This is a genomic window from Fodinicurvata fenggangensis DSM 21160 (assembly GCF_000686045.1).
GTDB classification, from domain to species: Bacteria; Pseudomonadota; Alphaproteobacteria; order Kiloniellales; family DSM-21159; genus Fodinicurvata; species Fodinicurvata fenggangensis.
In genome coordinates, this window is record NZ_JMLV01000008.1 from 1 (window position 1) to 18580 (window position 18580).

The 18580-nt window shown below is 59.8% G+C and carries 20 protein-coding genes; 7 read left to right on the forward strand and 13 right to left on the reverse strand.

The genetic code is table 11. The features are described from left to right. Positions 1 to 127: 127 nt before the first annotated feature. A complete protein-coding gene (glmU, locus tag BP38_RS0111525; protein WP_026987846.1) occupies positions 128 to 1483 on the reverse strand; it encodes a bifunctional UDP-N-acetylglucosamine diphosphorylase/glucosamine-1-phosphate N-acetyltransferase GlmU in 1356 nt (451 codons plus the stop codon). Between the two features lie 249 nt (positions 1484 to 1732). Between glmU and BP38_RS0111530 the strand changes: the two genes are divergently transcribed. Next, a complete protein-coding gene (locus BP38_RS0111530) occupies positions 1733 to 3082 on the forward strand; it encodes a globin-coupled sensor protein (RefSeq protein ID WP_026987847.1) in 1350 nt (449 codons plus the stop codon). A 95-nt stretch (positions 3083 to 3177) separates the two neighbouring features. On the opposite strand, the gene BP38_RS0111535 is transcribed toward BP38_RS0111530, so the two are convergent. The 8 genes from BP38_RS0111535 to BP38_RS0111570 form a co-directional block, all read right to left on the reverse strand. Then, entirely contained in the window at positions 3178 to 3618 is a 441-nt protein-coding gene (locus BP38_RS0111535) for a hypothetical protein (RefSeq protein ID WP_026987848.1), read from the reverse strand. Between the two features lie 53 nt (positions 3619 to 3671). After that, entirely contained in the window at positions 3672 to 3986 is a 315-nt protein-coding gene (locus BP38_RS0111540; RefSeq protein ID WP_026987849.1) for an ElaB/YgaM/YqjD family protein, read from the reverse strand. Positions 3987 to 4081: 95 nt separating this feature from the next. Next, a complete protein-coding gene (locus tag BP38_RS22265) occupies positions 4082 to 4258 on the reverse strand; it encodes a DUF1328 family protein (protein WP_026987850.1) in 177 nt (58 codons plus the stop codon). Positions 4259 to 4459: 201 nt separating this feature from the next. Then, a complete protein-coding gene (locus tag BP38_RS0111550; protein WP_026987851.1) occupies positions 4460 to 5080 on the reverse strand; it encodes a hypothetical protein in 621 nt (206 codons plus the stop codon). Between the two features lie 102 nt (positions 5081 to 5182). Continuing rightward, the gene (locus BP38_RS0111555) at positions 5183 to 6856 is read right to left on the reverse strand and encodes a formate--tetrahydrofolate ligase (protein WP_035725018.1); all 1674 of its coding nucleotides are present in this window, start codon (positions 6854 to 6856) and stop codon (positions 5183 to 5185) included. Between the two features lie 115 nt (positions 6857 to 6971). Further along, positions 6972 to 7895 (reverse strand): DUF2272 domain-containing protein, encoded by a 924-nt coding sequence (locus BP38_RS20380; protein ID WP_051609291.1) that lies wholly within the window; start codon positions 7893 to 7895, stop codon positions 6972 to 6974. Positions 7896 to 8126: 231 nt separating this feature from the next. Continuing rightward, positions 8127 to 8831, reverse strand: coding sequence for a glutamate racemase (locus tag BP38_RS21840; RefSeq protein WP_162175157.1), 705 nt, complete (start codon positions 8829 to 8831; stop codon positions 8127 to 8129). Between the two features lie 8 nt (positions 8832 to 8839). Further along, positions 8840 to 9562: a glutamine amidotransferase-related protein gene (locus tag BP38_RS0111570; RefSeq protein WP_026987854.1), complete on the reverse strand. Its 723-nt coding sequence runs from the start codon at positions 9560 to 9562 to the stop codon at positions 8840 to 8842. Positions 9563 to 9832: 270 nt separating this feature from the next. Here BP38_RS0111570 and BP38_RS0111575 point away from each other — a divergent pair, with 270 nt between their 5' ends. After that, positions 9833 to 10282 (forward strand): MarR family winged helix-turn-helix transcriptional regulator, encoded by a 450-nt coding sequence (locus tag BP38_RS0111575; RefSeq protein ID WP_026987855.1) that lies wholly within the window; start codon positions 9833 to 9835, stop codon positions 10280 to 10282. Between the two features lie 26 nt (positions 10283 to 10308). Here BP38_RS0111575 and BP38_RS20390 read toward each other — a convergent pair whose 3' ends face one another. Together BP38_RS20390 and def are read right to left on the reverse strand one after the other, a co-directional pair. Further along, positions 10309 to 11019, reverse strand: a complete 711-nt coding sequence (locus BP38_RS20390) for a COQ9 family protein (protein ID WP_051609293.1) — start codon at positions 11017 to 11019, stop codon at positions 10309 to 10311. Further along, the gene (def, locus tag BP38_RS20395; protein WP_035725020.1) at positions 11016 to 11546 is read right to left on the reverse strand and encodes a peptide deformylase; all 531 of its coding nucleotides are present in this window, start codon (positions 11544 to 11546) and stop codon (positions 11016 to 11018) included. The genes BP38_RS20390 and def overlap by 4 nt, the downstream gene beginning before the upstream one ends. A 164-nt stretch (positions 11547 to 11710) precedes the next feature. On the opposite strand from def, the gene rpsU reads away from it, so the two are divergent. From rpsU to BP38_RS0111600, 3 genes are all read left to right on the forward strand, one after another. After that, positions 11711 to 11914: a 30S ribosomal protein S21 gene (gene rpsU, locus BP38_RS0111590; protein ID WP_022729189.1), complete on the forward strand. Its 204-nt coding sequence runs from the start codon at positions 11711 to 11713 to the stop codon at positions 11912 to 11914. 154 nt (positions 11915 to 12068) lie between these two features. Beyond that, a complete protein-coding gene (locus BP38_RS0111595; RefSeq protein WP_026987856.1) occupies positions 12069 to 12626 on the forward strand; it encodes a helix-turn-helix domain-containing protein in 558 nt (185 codons plus the stop codon). 10 nt (positions 12627 to 12636) lie between these two features. Next, positions 12637 to 13188: a GNAT family N-acetyltransferase gene (locus BP38_RS0111600; RefSeq protein ID WP_051609294.1), complete on the forward strand. Its 552-nt coding sequence runs from the start codon at positions 12637 to 12639 to the stop codon at positions 13186 to 13188. A 182-nt stretch (positions 13189 to 13370) separates the two neighbouring features. Here the strand turns inward: BP38_RS0111600 and BP38_RS0111605 are convergent, their stop codons facing one another. Then, positions 13371 to 15344, reverse strand: a complete 1974-nt coding sequence (locus BP38_RS0111605; RefSeq protein ID WP_155992394.1) for a hypothetical protein — start codon at positions 15342 to 15344, stop codon at positions 13371 to 13373. Between the two features lie 250 nt (positions 15345 to 15594). On the opposite strand from BP38_RS0111605, the gene BP38_RS0111610 reads away from it, so the two are divergent. Next, positions 15595 to 16140: a hypothetical protein gene (locus BP38_RS0111610; RefSeq protein WP_155992396.1), complete on the forward strand. Its 546-nt coding sequence runs from the start codon at positions 15595 to 15597 to the stop codon at positions 16138 to 16140. 13 nt (positions 16141 to 16153) lie between these two features. Further along, a complete protein-coding gene (locus BP38_RS0111615; RefSeq protein ID WP_155992398.1) occupies positions 16154 to 17149 on the forward strand; it encodes a hypothetical protein in 996 nt (331 codons plus the stop codon). Between the two features lie 33 nt (positions 17150 to 17182). Here the strand turns inward: BP38_RS0111615 and BP38_RS0111620 are convergent, their stop codons facing one another. Then, positions 17183 to 18574 carry an NAD(P)(+) transhydrogenase (Re/Si-specific) subunit beta gene (locus tag BP38_RS0111620; RefSeq protein WP_026987861.1) on the reverse strand — a complete coding sequence of 464 codons (1392 nt, stop codon included), beginning with the start codon at positions 18572 to 18574 and terminating at the stop codon, positions 17183 to 17185. Between the last annotated feature and the right edge of the window lie 6 nt (positions 18575 to 18580).

The following is an 18580-nucleotide window of genomic DNA, read 5'->3' on the forward strand; positions in this document are numbered from 1 at the left end:
TCGATCTGCCCGTTGCGCAGCGTGGCGACGCCAGCCGAGTCATACCCGCGGTACTCCAGGCGTTTCAGTCCATCCATCAACAGGGGCGTGACCGCTTTCTGGCCCAGGATGCCAATAATACCGCACATCAGGATGTCTCCTTGCTGTTCTTGCGCTGCGCCCGAAAGCGGGCGGCTGCATCGGGACGCACCGTCTGTTCCGCACGTGCCAGTCCAAGGGCGTCATCTGGGACATCCCCTGTTATGGTCGAGCCGGCGCCTACGATGGCGTTCGCCCCGATACGCACGGGCGCAACCAAGGCTGTGTTGGACCCGATAAAGGCACCCGCCCCGATGTCGCTATGATGCTTGTCATAGCCGTCGTAGTTGCAGGTAATGGTCCCCGCACCGATGTTCGCATCTGCGCCGACCGTGGCATCGCCAAGATAACTCAGATGATTGGCCTTGGCGCCGGCGCCAAGGCGCGTCGCCTTTATCTCCACGAAGTTGCCCACGCGCGCCTTCTCCCCGATTTCACTGCCGGGGCGCAGGCGCGCGTAGGGACCGATACGTGCCCCTTCGGCAATCCGGGCCCCTTCCAGGTGGGAAAAACTCAATATCTCGACACCTTCGGCCACGCGGACCCCGGGTCCAAAGACAACGTTGGGATGGACAACCACATCGGTGGCAAGCTCGGTATCGTGAGACAACCAGACCGTATCCGGATCGACCAGGGTCACACCCTGCTCCATGGCTCGGCGGCGCAGGCGTTCCTGCATCAGCTTTTCAGCCTGGGCCAGTTCGCTGCGCGAATTGACACCGGTGACCTCGTCCACCCCGCACTCGCTGACCCGGGACATCCGTCCAATCGCACGCCCGAGCCGGACCAGGTCCGTCAGGTAGTACTCCCCCTTGGCATTGTCATTGTCGACCTGCTCAAGCAGTTCGAGCATCCCCCGTGCATCGCCCAGCAGGTAGCCGGCCCAGCACAACGCGACACGCCGCTGTTCGTCCGAGGCATCTTTCTCCTCGACAATAGCCTCAAGCGTTCCATCCTCAGCCAGCAACAGACGGCCATAGCCCGTCGGATCGGGCGGCCGGAAGCCCAGCCAGACCAGCTCGGCTCCGCTCGACCGCTTCTGCTCCTGGAGCACGTGCAGCGTCTCGGCCGTGATCAAGGGGCCATCGCCATAGAGGACCAGCAAATCCTCCTTCTCACCCATGTCCTTCAGAAGCGGCGCTGCCGTCCGAACGGCATCCGCAGTTCCCAAGCGCTGCTGTTGAACGATGACAGGCCAGGGTGCAACGGCTTCGGCAATCTGCGGCATGTCGGGCCCCACCACCACCGCAATGCGGCTGGGCTCAAGCTGTTCCGCAGCCTTCAGGACATGCCGCACCATGGGCAGGCCCGCAACTTCATGCAGGACCTTGGGCTTGGCAGAACGCATCCGCGTTCCCTGCCCGGCCGCCAATATCACCACATTCAGGGGTGTGCCCTCACTCATACCTCTAAACCCTGCCCGGGAACTCCTTGATCATCGATTACACAGGCTTACCGCGTCCTCAGACAGCAGACAATCGCTAGTCTTTGTGGCAATCCCGTGAGCGGCACAGTCACTTGGGGGATATCACCTGCCATCCCGATTTTTAACTGACCTATAAAGGCTCTTTTAACTCCTTTTGCCTATTGTTCGGCTAACAAGTGCACATCAACACACACCAGTCTAAACAAGATCATCCAGGAGATTCGCAGCATGTCGGAAGAGCTGTCCCTTGAGAGACGCCTCGACTTTTTTCAGATCGACCAGGAAACCGTCGCCACCCTGCGTCGCATCAAGCCCATCATCGAGGCGGAACTGCCGGGGATCATGGAAGCTTTCTACAGCCATCTGGCGAACTACAAGGAAACCAACAGCCTGTTCGCCTCCGAAGACTCGCGAAGCCGCGCACGTGATTTGCAGATCAAGCACTGGCAGCAAATTCTTTCCGGCGACTTCAGTCAGGATTACCAGGAGTCCGCGCGCCGTATTGGCGAGGCCCACGCGCGCATCGGCCTGGCTCCCTCCTGGTACATCGGCGGCTACAGCTTCCTTTCTGCCCGTTTCCTGGAAGTGCTGAGTCATCACTACAATGGCCGCTGGCAGGCGAAACAGATGAGCGACCAGCGCAGTTCCGCCCTGCAGGCCATCAACAAGGCCACCCTGCTGGACATGGAACAGGCCATCTCGATCTATTCGGAAGTGCTGAAAAAGGAAAAGCAGGAAACCCTGGAGAACCTCGCCCAGGGCCTGGAAAGCAGCATCGGTGAACTGGGCAACTCGATCGCTTCCGATGCATCGCGAATTCACGACAATGCACAGGAACTTTCGCACATCGCCAAGGACACCAACAGCCAGGCCTTGTCCGTCAGTTCCGCCTCACGCCAGGCCAGCACCAGCGTACAGACCGTGGCTTCAGCCGCGGACGAGCTCTCCAGTTCGATCCAGGAAATCAATCAGCAGCTGGAGTCCTCCAACCGCATGGCCCGCGAGGCCGTGACGGAAGCCGAACAGACCAACTCAACCGTAAACAGCCTGTCCGCGGCTGCAGAGAAGATCGGCGATGTGGTCAAGCTGATCCAGGACATTGCAGAGCAGACGAACCTGCTGGCGCTGAATGCGACCATCGAGGCGGCCCGGGCCGGCGAGGCCGGCAAGGGCTTTGCCGTGGTGGCCAGCGAGGTCAAGAACCTGGCCAACCAGACGGCCAAGGCCACCGAGGAAATTTCCCAGCAGATCTCGGACATGCAGGGCGTCACAACGGAAGCCGTCGACGCCATTCGCAAGATCAGCGAAAGCATCAACGGCATCGACGAGATGATATCCTCCATCGCATCGGCCGCCGAGGAACAGTCCGCCGCCACAAGCGAGATTTCACGCAGTGTCAACGAGGCGGCCAGTGGAACCCAGCAGGTGGACGAGGTGATTTCCCAGGTTCAGGAAGCCGCCGACAAGACCGGACAAATGGGCAACGACGTTCTTCAGGCGACCGAGGGCCTGACCGAGCAGGCCAACAGGCTCAGGAACGAAGTCCAGGGCTTTCTCGACAGGATGCGTGCCGCCTGATTGGCGGTTCCGCAGGGCCGGTCAGGCCTGACCAGGAAAACGGCGCGCCAGGAAGGCGCGCCGTTTTTCATTTTTGCGCTATATGCATCCAGAAATCAGGAAGGGGGAGGACGGGTATAGTCCTCGACAATCTTGCTGAGCGAACGCCTCAATTCAGGCGAGGCCCCAAGACAGAACCCGGCAATCAGCCCGGCATAGACCCTTTCCCAGGGCCGGCCCGGCAACGGCAGACCCTTCAGAGGCGAGTCCTTGCCAAGAGGAAGGCCGCTCGCCGGGTCCACGGCGGGTTGCTTGGGTTTGGATGATCCGGATTTTCGCAAGACAAGGCAGGCGATACCGGCAAGAACGGCTGCCGATAGAAGGACCACACCTCCGGTGATGGCAGCCGCAGAAGCGGCATCCATGATCTCTTCGAGGCGCAGATAGAGGGCAAATGCCCCCCAAACGGCCGCCCCCAAAAGGGCGAGAGCCGCCAGACTCATCAGGAAGAGTGCGGCCGCAAAACGCGCCGCAAGGCTGCGCAGTTCTTCGAGCAACGAAATACCCCTGCCTAAAGTAACCTCAGGATAGCCGGGTCAGAGACCGGCGCTCAGCGCCGGTCCAGAAGCTTGCCCAGCACGAAACCTACGCCAAAGGCGGTTGCCAGGCTGGCCAGGGGATGGCGCTCAACCTGCTCGTGAACCACTTCAACGCCCGCCTTGCCGTGATCGGATGCGTTACCCGCCAGGCGATTCAACTCACCGCGCAAGCGGTTGATCTCCGCGCGCGTCTCGTCCGAAGCAGCGCGGGCACCAGCACCAGCAGTCTTGCCGACCTGCTCGCTCAACTTTCCAAGATCCTTGCGAAGATTGTCCAGCTCCGATTTCAGGTTCTCGGTTTCCTTGTCCACGCTTTGATTTGCCACGGTTATATCCTTTCCGTTTTATGATTCAGCATATTGCAACCCTTATGATGTGGGAATGCAATCCCCACTTCGCCAGTCCTTATCAGAACCCACTGTCAGGGGACGACAACCGCGGCTCCGGCCAGACCACTGATTACTGCAATCAGGAAAAGCACCAGGAAAATGAAGAAAAGTATTTTAGCTATCCCGGCGGCTGCACTTGCAATGCCACCAAAACCGAAGACGGCAGCGATGATGGCAACGATAAAGAAAACTATGGCCCACTCAAGCATTGCTCTTCACCCCATATGAATTGATGAATTTTGCAGCGTTTGATTGTAGGCCAAGTGGTCGCCTGATTCTGGGGAATCAAGAAAAGCGACTGGGTCAAAAATGGTACGCCATAAGTTGCGCAAAACAAAAGGCCCACCCCAATTCAGGGATGAGCCCTCGATCATCGTATCTCTTGGCCTGAGCGAGGTCAGGCCAGACATCTAGTAGTGCACAAGTGTGTAATCGTAGCGTACGCCACTCGTGACTTCGATGGTGTGCTTGATCTGTTCGCCTTCATTGACGGCATGCACGACGTACCAGCCTTCCGGCAACACCAGGAAGGGATTCACGGCAGTTTCTTCATAGACAACCTTGCGATTGCCGTTGCTGTTCTTGCCATAGGTCATGATCGTCCATTCGATCGGCTTGGTGACCGAAGGCTGACCGACGCCGCGAATCACATCCAGGGTGATCTCGCCGGCGTCCAGATTCACGACATGGCGTGATCCCTCATCATCGATACGGACCTTCTGCTGGCGCGTCGTGGCGCCGTAAACGGTCGTCAGGATGTATTCGCCCGGCTCTGCCTCAAGGGTGGCCTGGCCACCCGTGCCGGAGGCCTCCAGCTTGCGATCGCCGCGCCCGTTGGTGCTGTGCAGACTGAAGGAAACATCCTTGGTTATCGCGCCAGCGCCTTCCATGATGACGGCGTGGACCTCAAGGCCCGTTCCATCGGTCTTCGCTGCTGTCTGTGTTGCGTCCTCAGCCGTCGCAACCGAGGCCAAAGCCAGCCAGACGCCTCCGATGACCGCGCAGACTACAGCTTTGATATGTCCTGTCATAGAAGCCCCCTTCTTGACCATCCATATCCAATACACGCAAGCTGTTGCGGACGCAATGCCTGATCGACGGCTTTCCGCCGACCAGGCCGGCACGCAAAGGGGTCAGAAAAGCCCTTCGATCCGCCCTTCCGAATCAAGCTTGATATTATTGGCCGCTGGCACGCGTGGCAGGCCCGGCATGGTCATGATATCTCCGCAGACGGCGACAACGAACTCGGCTCCGGCCGAAAGGCGTACTTCACGGATCGTTACGGAATGACCGGATGGTGCCCCCTTCAGGTTGGCATCGGTCGAGAAGGAATACTGGGTCTTCGCCATGCAGATTGGCAGATGGCCATATCCGGTGTCCTGAAGCTCCTTGATGCGGCCACGCACCGACTTGTCCGCCTGGATGTCGTGCGCTCCGTAAAGGTGGGTGGCGATGGTCTGGATCTTGTCCCACAGCGGCATGTCGTCGTCATAGAGAGGGGCGAACTGGTCGACGCCGCTTTCGACCAGATCCACCACGTGATGGGCCAGTTCCTCCGTCCCTGCTGAACCATCGGCCCAGTGCGTGCAGAGAATGGCCTTCGAACCCAGTTCCTGCGCCACGGACTGCACGGCCTCGACTTCCGCATCGGTATCGGTGATGAAACGGTTGATAGCCACGACGGCGGGCACGCCAAAGGCCTTCACGTTTCGGATATGCCGCGCCAGGTTCGAACAGCCCTTCTTGACGGCTTCCACATTCTCCTTGCCAAGATCGTCCTTGCCAACGCCGCCATGCATCTTGAGCGCACGCACAGTTGCTACGATGACGGCTGCATTGGGCTTCAGTCCGGCCTTGCGGCACTTGATGTCGAAGAACTTCTCTGCGCCCAGATCGGCGCCGAAACCGGCTTCGGTGACAACGTAATCGGACAGCTTCAGCGCCGTCTTGGTGGCAATCACGGAATTGCAGCCATGCGCAATGTTGGCGAAGGGACCGCCGTGGATGAAAGCGGGATTGTTCTCCAGGGTCTGGACCAGGTTGGGGGCAATGGCATCGCGCAACAGCACGGCCATGGGGCCTTCGGCCTTCAGGTCGCGCGCCAGGATCGGTTTCTTGTCGCGGGTATAGGCCACGACGATCTTGCCCAGGCGCTCGGTCAGGTCCTCCAGATCGCTGGCCAGGCAGAAGATGGCCATGACCTCGGATGCGACCACGATGTCGAAGCCGTCCTCGCGCGAGAAGCCGTTTGCCACACCGCCGAGTGAGGACACGATCTGCCGCAGCGAACGATCGTTCATGTCAACGACGCGGCGCCAGGCCACCCGGCGGCTGTCGATCTCAAGTTCATTGCCCCAGTAGATATGATTGTCGATCAGGGCCGAGAGCAGGTTGTGCGCAATTCCGATGGCGTGGAAGTCGCCCGTAAAATGCAGGTTGATGTCTTCCATGGGCACAACCTGGGCATAGCCGCCGCCGGCCGCGCCGCCCTTCATGCCGAAGCAGGGCCCCTGAGAGGGCTCGCGCAAGCAGATCGATGCGTTCTTGCCAATCTTGTTCAGGCCATCGCCAAGCCCGACGGTCGTGGTGGTCTTGCCCTCACCGGCCGGGGTCGGGGTGATGGCGGTCACCAGGATCAGTCGACCGTCCTGCCGGTCCTGAAGCGAACGAATGAAGTCGAAGGACACCTTGCCCTTGTAGGGGCCGTACTGAAGCACCTGTTCCTGCGGGATGCCCAACTTCTCACCCACTTCGAAAATCGGGCGAATCGAGGCTTCGCGGGCAATTTCGATATCACTCTTCGGCATCTGGGCTATCCCCTTCCGGATTCTTGCTAATTTCCGCTGGACGCTAGCGTTCGCCCTGCCCGGTCACTGTTCCAGGATCGACAGTGAGCGCACGAATTGCGTCACAGGGACGCTATCAGCCAGAAACGGATGGCCCCTCTTCCTGACGCAAGAGCTGTTCAGCCTCGCGCAAGCCGCGCGGCACGGGAAAACCGCCCGGTGGGTCAGGAATGTTGGTCTGCAGGACAGCAAAGAAGGTTCGGGTTTCCGGCCCATCTTCCGTTTGCCAGGGGACCAGCTGCCCCTGGGCGTTCACGGACAGGTAGGACAGTGTGACCGCATCGCGCACATTCCCGCCAATCACGGCAATGCGTCCCGGTTCAGTCTGCACGACGATGTCGCAATGCATGCCACGCGAGCTGCCCAGTTCTGCGACACGTTCGGCCAGGCTGCCTATGCGCTGCTCGGCCGGCAGGCTGCGATCGGAGCAGACGAGATCCCCCACACGCGGTGCATAGTCGGTGATTTCATGGGGCAGGAAGACGCTGTCCCGTCCATAACGCCGTTCGCTGCGAATGGCGGCATCCACATAGTTCCGATGACCGGCATCCCATTCGAAATCATCCAGGTCGATCCCGGCCGAGCGCATGACGTAGGAAATAAAGGCCGCAGACCAGGGCTCGCCCTGCCACAACCCTGTCTTCACTCCGGCACGGTGGCGCCGTCTCTGCTGGCGGACATAGCCGGCATATTCGGATCGCACTGCATTCCAGTAGGCCTGCAGATGGGGAAAGACCTCGGGATCGCCCTCCTCATAGCCCTTTCGCAATTGCTCTGCCTCCTGCCCGGTCTGATCCAGGACAGGACGCCGGAACTCCAGCCACTCACGATAGGCGATCGAAAGGATGCGTTCCTTGGCCTGATACGGATAGCTGATCGGCGGATAGCGTTCGGGTTCTGGTGTCTGGCTCGGCCCGGCACAAGCTGCCAGGACCAGAGAGAGAACAGCCATCAGCCAGACGGAGCGAAAGGAACAGATGGTTTTGAGGACAGTGGACACGCGCCAGTTACTCGCTCAGTGGGAACCGCTTGAAAGGTGCCCCAGCGACCGCCGGGACGCAACGCGTTAACAATCAAGCCGGGGACAGCAGGCTGGATAATCGCGAACGGCCTTCGGTGGACAGAGGGTCTAGGCTGAACACACGCTTCAACCCGAATGCTGCGCAGCCGCGTTCCACACTACGCCGATTCTGTGGCGACAGGTGCGAGAAGATCGCCAGGTTGCCCCCATTCAGTGGCCATCGGCTTGCCGGCAGCGCAATCGTGCCTGCCTGGTCAAGAACACGTTGAGCCATTTCCATGCCCGGCTCGATCCACAAGGTTCCTGGAGGCCCCATACGGCGCAGTTCCTCGAGAAGAAACCAGTAATGTGGAGAGCCCAGAACCACCGTATCGGGGGTCGGCGCTTCCTCATCAAGAAACAGGCCCCGGTTTCCTGCGCCAGGATGGCTTGGTCAATGGGCAAACCGCGAAAGCGCCGCTCGGCCAATGCGGCCAGGCGGCTGGTTCCCACACGCACCACCTTGCAGCTTGCCGCAGCCCGGTCCACCCACTTGCGGCATCCTCGCAATCCCAGCGTAAGCTCTGTTTCCAACAATCCTACGCACGCACGCCCGGTCATCTCGACACCGCGCTCAAGGGCAGGACAGCACCCGATAAGCGGAAACGAAAAATGATCTTGCAGGTCCTCCAGAGCCAGGCAGCTGGCCGTACTGCCGGTCACAACCACCATGTCCGGATGCCCGGTTTCGACTACTCCGCTGATCAGTGCCTTCAGTCGATCCACCAGCGCAGCCTCGTTCTGATCGCTGTGCGGAAACGCGGCTGTGTCTGCCAGATAAATGATCTCAGCCTGCGGCAGTGCCTTGCTCAGTTCCTTCAGGACAGAAAGGCCGCCGACCCCGGAATCCACCAGCAGCAGGCGCAACGACGGCACGGCCTGACTCACGAAGCCTGGCGCGCCGGTTTCAGTGCCTGCTGGCCGATCCAGATGTCCAGGAACCCGCGCAACCAGTCGCCCAACGGGTCCAGGTGCCGTTCCGTGGCGGCCAATTGCGCCTCGCGCGACTGGGCCCCCGGTATTTCCAGCATGTGCGCGCCTGCTTCAAGCCACTGAGCCTGGATTTCGCGTGTCACCTCGGGGTGAAACTGCAGGCCATAGACGGACTCCCCATGACGGAAGGCCTGATGTTCGAACACGGGGCCACGGGCCAGTTGCTCGCTGCCCGGTGGGGTCTCGAAACCCTGAAGATGCCAGTGAAAGACCATCATCTCCTCGGGCATCAGATCCTGGCCCGCTTCGGTCGGTTCAATCGGCACAAATCCGATTTCCGCTTTTTCCTCCGCATGCGGTCCGACCTTGCCGCCCAGCGCATGGGCAATCATCTGGGCGCCCAGACAGATCCCCAGCATGGGCTTGTCGGTCTTCATCCAGCGGGTGATCCAATCGATTTCCCGCCCCAGGTAATCAAGTTCGTTGACCTGGTCGACCATCTGCGCACCGCCATAGATGACCGTGGCCGCATAGGGCTCTGTCTCGACCGGAAGTTCATGCCCCTCGGCAATCCAGCGCGTATCCAGCTCGAACCCGCGGCGCAGCAAATCGGCGCTGACCCGGTCGTTGCGCTCGCCCGGCATATGTCTGATCTGTAGAACTTTCGGCTTCATCTGAAACAACCTGAAAAGAGGGACATCGGCTACGCTGTCGGCAGGCAGTGTGCAGACGCGCAGCGCAAGGACAAGCAAAGACTGCCCGCAGCCTGCGAAAGGCCGCTCTGCACTACATTCAGATCCAAGCGATAACAAGCATGGACGCCGGGCTTCGATGTGCATATGCTTTCGGGAAACCGTTGCTGACTTGGCCGCCAAAAGAAGCGGCAAGAACCCGGCGGAGGGCATAATCGCCAACCTTAACCAGAGGTTCGAATGCCCGAAGTCATGACAGATAGCTTCCGCACCCCTTGCGCTGAAGGGAACAGTTTCCAGCTCGACGAGCAGATTGCACATCTGCTGCGTCGTGCCCACCAGCGTGCCTCTTCGCTTTTCCAGGGACAGCTCGCTCAATACGAGCTGACACCCGCACAGTACTTTGCCCTGACACGGCTGCGCGAAAGGCAACGCCTCTCCCAGAATCAGCTTGGCCGCGAAACGGCCATGGACCCCGCCACCATACAGGGGGTGGTCCAGCGTCTCGCAACCCGGGGCTTCATAGACCGCAAGCCCGACCCTCTGGATCGGCGCAGGATGGTCCTGGAACTAACCGACAGCGGCCGGAAATTGTCCGACAGCTTGGTAGAGGCAGCCTTCCGGGTGAACTGTGAAGTCCTGTCCCCCCTCCAGAAGGAGGAACAGGATGCGTTTCTCCGCCTGCTCTGCAAGATGGCCTGACGGCCAGCTTGGTGGGGGATTAACGGTCAGTAGTCACGCGGCGTGAAGGGTCGCTTGCGGCGCGTCAGCCTGCTTTTCAGGCTGTCCTTCTTTTGCGCGCCCATTACCCGCTCCGGCAGGGACATGAAGCGCGACATGGTCTTGCCGAGACGTCCACCGACTTTCAGGACTTCATCGATCCGCCGATCCAGGAATGCCCAGGTCGCGTCGTAATTCTCCGAACGGTCATTCAACCAGTACAGGAAGGTCGAGGAATAGACACCGTAGAGAAGTGCGCGCTTGCTGTAGTAGTTGTAATCCGTGGCCGTGTCTCCGGCGGCATACCACATGATATCGACTGTCCGCCAAAGCAGGCGCGAAGCCAGGCCTGCATTGAAAGGCAGGGACAGGAAGGCCGCCCCCCGGCGCACGGCTTCCTTGTCCTGTTCCAGCAATTCAAGACGCAGGCGCACCAGCGCCGCGATCTTGTCCCGTACCTTGGAATCCCGGGGAATCTCTTCATCGAATCGCTCCAGCATTTCCAGGTCGATACGATGATTGTAGGCCTCGATCAGATCGCGTCCCGGATCGGGGAAGGCATTCAGGACCAGTACCGTATCCAGGCCAAGCTCCCGCCCTGCGGCCAGCAAGGCGGCCTCACCCCAGCCATCGAAGGGCACGTGCGGCAGTGCCGCTTCAAGCAGCCGTGCCCTCAGCTCTTCCAGCGCCTCGTTTCCCTCTCTGGCTTCTTCGCTCACGCGTCCGCTCCCTGATGATGCAGTTCCGAGGAATAGATAAGCTTCCTCATGTCACCAATATGATGTGCATAGAGCACGCCGTCGAGATGATCGCATTCATGCTGCAGGATCCGGGCTTCGAATCCACTGGCCTCTTGTGTGTGCAGCTTTCCCGACTCGTCGTAATAGCGGCAGGTCACCTGTTTGTAGCGCCAGACTTCTCCCGCAAGGCCAGGCAGGGACAGGCAGGCTTCCCATCCAGGATCCTTCGCTTCACCCAGCGGCACGATCGTCGGATTGACCAGGACGCGCATGTCATTGCTGCCCAGGCGGTTCGTTTTCAGGTGACGTCCCGGCACGCGATAAACGACCAGGCGCAAGGCGCGACCGATCTGCGGCGCAGCAAGCCCGCTGCCTCCCTCGCATTGCAGGGTCTCCTTCATGTCCGCGATCAGACGGCGCAGCTCGCCGTCGTGCAGATCCTGAATGACCTGCGCCTTCTGCGCCAATAACGGATGTCCCATCCGCAGGATCTTGAGAACAGCCATAATCTGTTGTATGAATCAATTGTCCTTGGGCGTAAAGATTGCGTCTGCGGAAGGCATATAGGTTCTTTTCACAGGAACCGAGCCGTGCTATTGAACCGGCTCCGCAGCGACGAGCGTTGCGGAACGGTTGTTTTTGTTCAAGAGATCAGGAGGTTCGAGCTTCCGTGCAAGTACACGTTCGCGATAACAATGTCGATCAGGCCCTGCGCGCACTCAAGAAGAAGCTGCAGCGCGAAGGCGTCTTCCGTGAAATGAAACTGCGCCGCCATTTCGAGAAGCCATCCGAGAAGCGCAAGCGTGAGCGCGCCGAAGCCGTGCGCCGCTATCGCAAGCTTCTCCGCAAGCGCATGGAGCGCGAGGGCTTCTAGGCCTCTCTCCTCCTCCAGAGGCTCGAACAATTCTCAAGAAAAGCGCAGCTCGGTTTCGGGCTGCGCTTTTCTTGTGTCTTTGCACAGCACCGCTGCTGGCCGGCCTGGGCCATAACTCTTGACATATTCTCGTATATGAGAATTATTTTCATATATGAGCGAGAACCCAATTGATAACCGCCTTGCGGACCGCCTGAAAAGCCTGCGCCTGGAACAGGACTGGTCGCTCGATCACTTGGCTGGGCAAAGTGGTATCAGCCGCGCGTCCCTCTCTCGCATCGAGAACGGCGAGGTCAGCCCGACAGCGAACATTCTGGGGCGCCTCTGTTCCGCCTACGGCCTGACCCTTTCGCGCCTGATGCAGATGGTCGAAGACGACTACACGCCCCTGATCAGGCGTACGGAGCAGGAGGTCTGGCACGACCCGAACGCCGGCTTTTTCAGACGCAGCATTTCACCGCCGGCCCAGCAACTGGCCGGGGAAGCCATCGAGGCGGAACTCCAGGCCAACCAATCCATTGCCTACGACAGGCCCCCACGCGATGGCCTTGAGCATCACCTCTTCCTGCTGGAAGGCGCCCTGGAAATCACGATCAACGGGCAAAGTCACTGTCTTCAGGCCGGAGATTGCCTGCGCTATCGGCTTTCAGGGCCGAGTCTGTTTCGAACGCAGCCTGACAGCGTGGCCCGCTACGTCCTGTTCACGGTCTAGGAGCACGCTCATGCAGGAATCACCCTCCGTGACTCTGGCCCGCCTTAGGGGAAAGGACCTCTCGGACAACCTGCAGGAGCTTGGCGAACTGCTGCATGCCTGCGTCCACGACGGCGCGAACATCAACTTCATCCTGCCCTTCAGTGTGGGCGATGCGATCGCTTTCTGGAACGACAAGGTCATGCCCGCCTTGGACGAGGAGCACCGTTTCCTGTTTGTCGCCTGGGAGCATCCGCCAGAAGGCGCCGCGCGCCTGGCCGGTGCTGTCCAGTTGAACTGCGACATGCCGCCCAACCAGGCCCACAGGGCGGAAATCACCAAGCTGCTTGTCCACCCGACATGCCGCCGTCGCGGCATTGCCCGAAAGCTGATGCGCGAGGCCGAAAACCAGGCCCGCAGGCTGGAGCGCAGCCTGATAACACTGGACACCACGACAGGCAGCGCGGCCGAGCAACTCTATCTCTCTCTTGGGTACCTCAGCCTCGGCGCCATCCCGGCCTATGCCCGGGATCCCAAGGAGGACCGCCTGGACCCTGCCACCATCCTCTATAAGCAGCTCTGAGAACCACCAACCCTGGGTGTTTGGTTCCGTTATTTGATTATGGGTCATCCATGCAAGGATCGACGGATGTTCTATGGGAGAGGTTTCTGCGATTCGCTGGATGCATTCAGAAGCCAGGCAGACGGTGCCCAAGACGGGGCATCCCTCCTGATGCAGCGATGGCTACATCAGGAGGGAACTCCTTAGCGGCAGCTTACACTCGCAGGCAGCGCCCCGAACTCAGGCAAGGTTCCGCTGGCAGTCTGTGACAGCGTCCAGCTTCCGCTATTGTTGTTGTCAATCCAACCCCACTGTCCTTCGCGGAAATCGCCGTTCTTGGAAAAAAACTTGAGGTCGAACCAGCCTGTCCGCGCGCCGTTGGTAAAGCGGCCAACGAAGCCATTACCATCCCACATGCCGGCCATAACGCCTTTATCGGCGTGGTCGCCGACCATAAAGAGATCGCGCGACATCAGCGTGATGGGACCGTAATTGCTGTCGTATCGCCCGTCGTAGACCGTCCGATCCTGCTGGATGGTCTGAGTTGTTCCTTGTCCACGAGTGAAGTTGTTCAGCCTGTCTGGAGCCGGTCCGGTGCGTTGGCCACTCCAGGAATCGCTCAGTCCCTGGTCGTGCCAACCCCAACGGCCTTCGAATCGACCATTCCCGGCGGCCTCCCAGCGGAACACGCCGTTCCGACCGCCGTTGGTAAAGACGCCGGCCACACAGCCATCAGACACCTTGCCCACCATGATTCCTTGGTTTGCGTAGTCGCCCACCAGGTACCGGCCGATCCGATGCAGCCGCAGTTCCCCGTATGAGCTGTTCCACGTGCCAGCGAAGTGGTCACCGTCGGCACTTGAGCTTGCATCGCCTGTCGTTCCAGTGCCCTGCTCGCCGTCGCTTGTCTGGGCAGGACCGGATACACGATACGGCTGCCCATTGACCAGAGCGCGCCCGCCGTTCGGATTGTCAAATCGGATATCCCGGATCTTGCCGCTGGTGCGGTAGCCATCCGCACCACTGCTGACACGCCCCGTAGCGCTGTTACCGGATACGTTGTCATTACTGTTGAAACTGACCTGATTCCCCTCGAGCTGCCCGTTGACCGGCTTTAGCGATGCAGTTGCAGTGATCGTGTAACCGGTAGCCCCGGAGACGTTGCGACTGTCGATCACCACTGTATCTCCGCCGCGGGCCTTGGTGTCCGGCTGGCCTACACTGCCACGCGGCTCACCGTCGATCAGGACGTTGGCAGCAGTTGGGTCGTCCAGTTGCACGTCGTTCACCTGGCCGACCACGCGGTAGGCATCATTGCCGCTACCGACAGTTCCGCGAGCACGTGTTCGCGACCGACTGTCGTTGGCATCGACACTGGCGTAATAGCCCGCGATCGTTCCGGCAATCGGCTCCAGGTAATCGGACACTGACAGGTTGTAGCCAGTTGATCCCGAAACATCGCTGCTGGCAATCAGCACAGTGTGGTCCGCTCCGATTCGATCGGCTTCCAACCTGTACTTCATTGCCTTGACCGCGCTCTGCCCTTTGAAAGCGACCGTCAACACGTGCCCGGGAATGGCGAAGGCGCGCTGCCAGATCTTGCCCTGATTCTGCCGGCCGGGGTCAATGGTGAAGCTCCAGATCTTCTCGCCGTCGACACCATGACCCGGACCACCGGGCGGATACTTGCACACCGTCACGCGGGTCTTGCCCTTATTGGCACGCTCGTCCCGCTTCTTGATACGAAGCTTGACGAAGGGTTCGGCGATCGGTGACGAACTGATATACATGCGCGTGAACTGGGACTTGATATTGCCCTCATAGCTGCCACCAACACGCAGCTCTCGCGGACCAATCGTGCCCCAGCCATTCTTGTTCAGCTTATTCCACTGGGCGATCATCTTGCGGCTGGTTTGGTCGATCTTATCCGCTTGCTCGAAGCATTGCTTATAGATCTGGGCAGACTGCGGTAGAGTTGCGCCAGCGCTCAGGAGCGCCGCCCCGGCCGTTCCGGCAGCGCAACCGACGCTCTTGGCAATCTTGTCGTATTCCGTCCAGATGTCAGCGGCTGCCTTGGCCCCGGTGGTGCAGTTCGCTGCATGGGCCACAGGCCCAAGTACCATCGTTGCGGCAAGCGCAAGGGCACCTACCAATCCAGGACTGAATATACGTTTCATCCCCTTTGTACCTCCTAGACTGTGTCGGTTTCGGTCGGTGCTGAGCTAGGCACCGCCCTGGCGCTGAGGCGCCCGATTCGGGTCTTCCTTGGCATCTGGAATCCTCGGTTCATCAGCTATTCTTAGTTTGCACCCCCTGCTTCGCCGAATTTCTTTAACTTTACACAAAAAGACCGCAGAATCTATCATAGAGATAGTACCATGAAACTAACGTTCCGTTTTTGGAGAACGCATCATTACGGGGGGCGGCATGCAAAAATGGGGAGTATTTTGCGTTGCCCCCGGGATACTACTGGCTTTACTGATGGCGGCATGTACTCATGGAGCGGCGCATGAGCAATCACGTGGCCTGTACCGTCCGGTCGACCTGCCAGCTCCCGTAGTACAGACTCGCAGTAAGCTGCTGAAGGCCGCACAAGCCGGTGATTTACAAGCCTTGCAGCCAATCCTTGAACAAGCCGAATACTTCCAGTTCAGCTATGCCGTCGCCTCCGACCCAATCGCCTATTGGCAGCAAAATGTCGACCGTCAAGACGGACAGACAGTCCTGCGTGCACTGGCACAGGTGCTCGCGCTTCCCGCAGCAAGAAAACCAGACGGTGCCTTTGTGTGGCCCTACCTTGCCTCCATGCCAGCACAACCCTATGAAGAACTGACTCCGGAGCAGGCCGCTGACGTTAGCCTGTTGATGACGCGCGAGGATTGGAACAGGCGGGCAGCGGAGGTCGGATATACGGGCTATCGGTTGACGATCCGTGCGGATGGAACCTGGATCGGCTTCATCGCCGGTGATTGAGGAGCCGAAAAAATTGAGCGATCGCGAAAGTGATATGAGAGAACGCACAGCCAAGCTGACGCAACTGCTGGGTCCCCAGCGTCGTCGAGAGCTGCGCCGAATAGCAACGCGTCTGATGGTCGCAAGCGTGATCGCAGCTGGCCCACTTTATCTGCTGGCCGTTCGGGTAGACGGCATTAAAGACCTGGGCGGCCTTGTCGTATTGACGACACTTTTCTTTGGTGTGCCGGCCTATCTAATTCTGGTCGCCGGACCAACGGCCTGGCGCAACCAGGTAACTGCGACTGGTCTGCCAGCCGCCTGCGCATTGACGGGCCTGCATTCTCTCGACCAGGTGGACAACACGTCGGATGCACCAGCAGCTGCCAGAAAGTTGGGACTGCTGCCCGACTACAACAGATTCGACGTCTCAGCCAGACTGAGCGGTTCGCTGGACGGTGTGCCAACCAGGCTGCTTGACTTGACTTTGAGCGAGACAGGTGGAACCGGGCATCGTGTAGTCTTCAAGGGACTTCTGTTCTGCTTTGATCTGCCGCAGGCGGCGGGAATGAAGGCGACAGTACGAGCGCGAAGCTCATTCGTGCGTCGGCTGCTGCAGAAGCTACGAACCGCGGTGCGCCACAGTTCCATGCGTGAGGTCGATCAGACTCATGCCTACACGATACGATCTGATAATCCCGAAAGAGCAAGAACCTGGATCACGCCTGAGGTATTGACCGCGCTGGAGGGCATAGGCCGAGCCGAAGGACGTCGTCTTGATACCACCACGATCGCCAGCATCCTCTGTGGACTGTTGACACGCAACATGAGAGAAAAGTCAGTGGTGGCCGGTGTGTATAATGAAACCTTCTATCTGGCCGTGGATCGCAGATCTCCGCTTGTGCACGCCCCGCATCCGCTCACAGCACCAGAAACGCCGGAAGCGCTGACAGATCTGTGGGACCAGCGCATCGCGCGTGTGCTGCAGCCGATCCGTGATCTACTCAAAACCGCCCCGTTCCGCGCCTGACCACGCTGAACCGAACGCTTTAAATTGAAACGTCTACTGCTCCAGCGCCTTGACGATATGCTCGCACATCTTCTTGGCGTCATCGAGCAGCATCATGGTCTGGTCCATGTAGAACAGTGGGTTGTCGACACCGGCATAGCCGCTGGACATTGAGCGCTTCACGAACAACACGTTCTGCGCCTTCTCCACGTCCAGGACCGGCATGCCATAGATGGGCGAAGCCGGATCGGTCTTGGCCGAGGGGTTGGTCACGTCGTTCGCGCCGATCACGAAGGCCACGTCGGTTTCTCCAAACTCGCGATTGATCTCGTCCATCTCGAAGACTTCGTCATAGGGCACATTGGCTTCGGCCAGAAGGACGTTCATATGGCCCGGCATGCGTCCGGCAACGGGGTGAATGGCATACTTCACCTCGACTCCCTCTTCCTTCAGCAGGTCGACCATCTCGCGCAGGGCATGCTGGGCCTGGGCGACGGCCATGCCATAACCCGGCACGATGATGACCTTGTCCGCATTGCGCATAAGGAAGGCGGCATCGTCGGCCGATCCCTGGCGATAGGTCCGGTCCATGTCATCGGCGGCGGCGGCGGCCGATTCCCCTCCGAATCCGCCCAGAATGACTGAGAAGAAGGATCGGTTCATCCCCTTGCACATGATGTAGCTGAGGATCGCACCCGCTGCACCCACCAGGGCGCCTGTGATGATCAGCAGGTTGTTTTCCAGCGTGAAGCCAATGCCGCAGGCTGCCCAGCCGGAATAGGAATTCAGCATCGAAATCACCACCGGCATGTCGGCGCCGCCGATGGGGATAATGATCAGTATGCCGAGCGCCAGAGTCACCAGGATGATCAGCCAGAAGGGCAGACTGGTCTGGGTCGTGCAGACCCAGACGACCAGCAGAACCGTAAGAATGCCCAGTGCCAAGTTGACCCAGTGCTGCATGGGGAAGGTCACCGGCTTGCCGCTGACCAGCCCCTGCAACTTGCCGAAGGCCACGATGGACCCGGTAAAGGTGATGGCCCCGATGGCAGTGCCGATGGACATCTCGATCAGGGAGCTCACCTTGATATCCCCCGGCGAGCCGATGCCGTAGGCCGCCGGGTCATAAAAGGCGGCCACGGCCACGAGAACCGCGGCAAGCCCCACCAGCGAGTGGAAGGCTGCCACCAGCTGTGGCAGGGCCGTCATCTTGATGCGCAGGGCAATCACCGTGCCGATGGTCCCACCGACGGCTACGCCTGCCAGGATCAACAGGAAGTTGACCTCTGGCACGACAAATAACGTGGTCAGCACGGCTATGGCCATGCCGGCCATCCCGAACTTCAGACCGTTGCGGCTGGTCTCGGGGTGCGACAGGCCACGAAGGGCCAGGATGAAGCAGACCGAGGCCACGAGGTACAGCAGGGCGGCGAAATCCTTGTCCATTGTCTT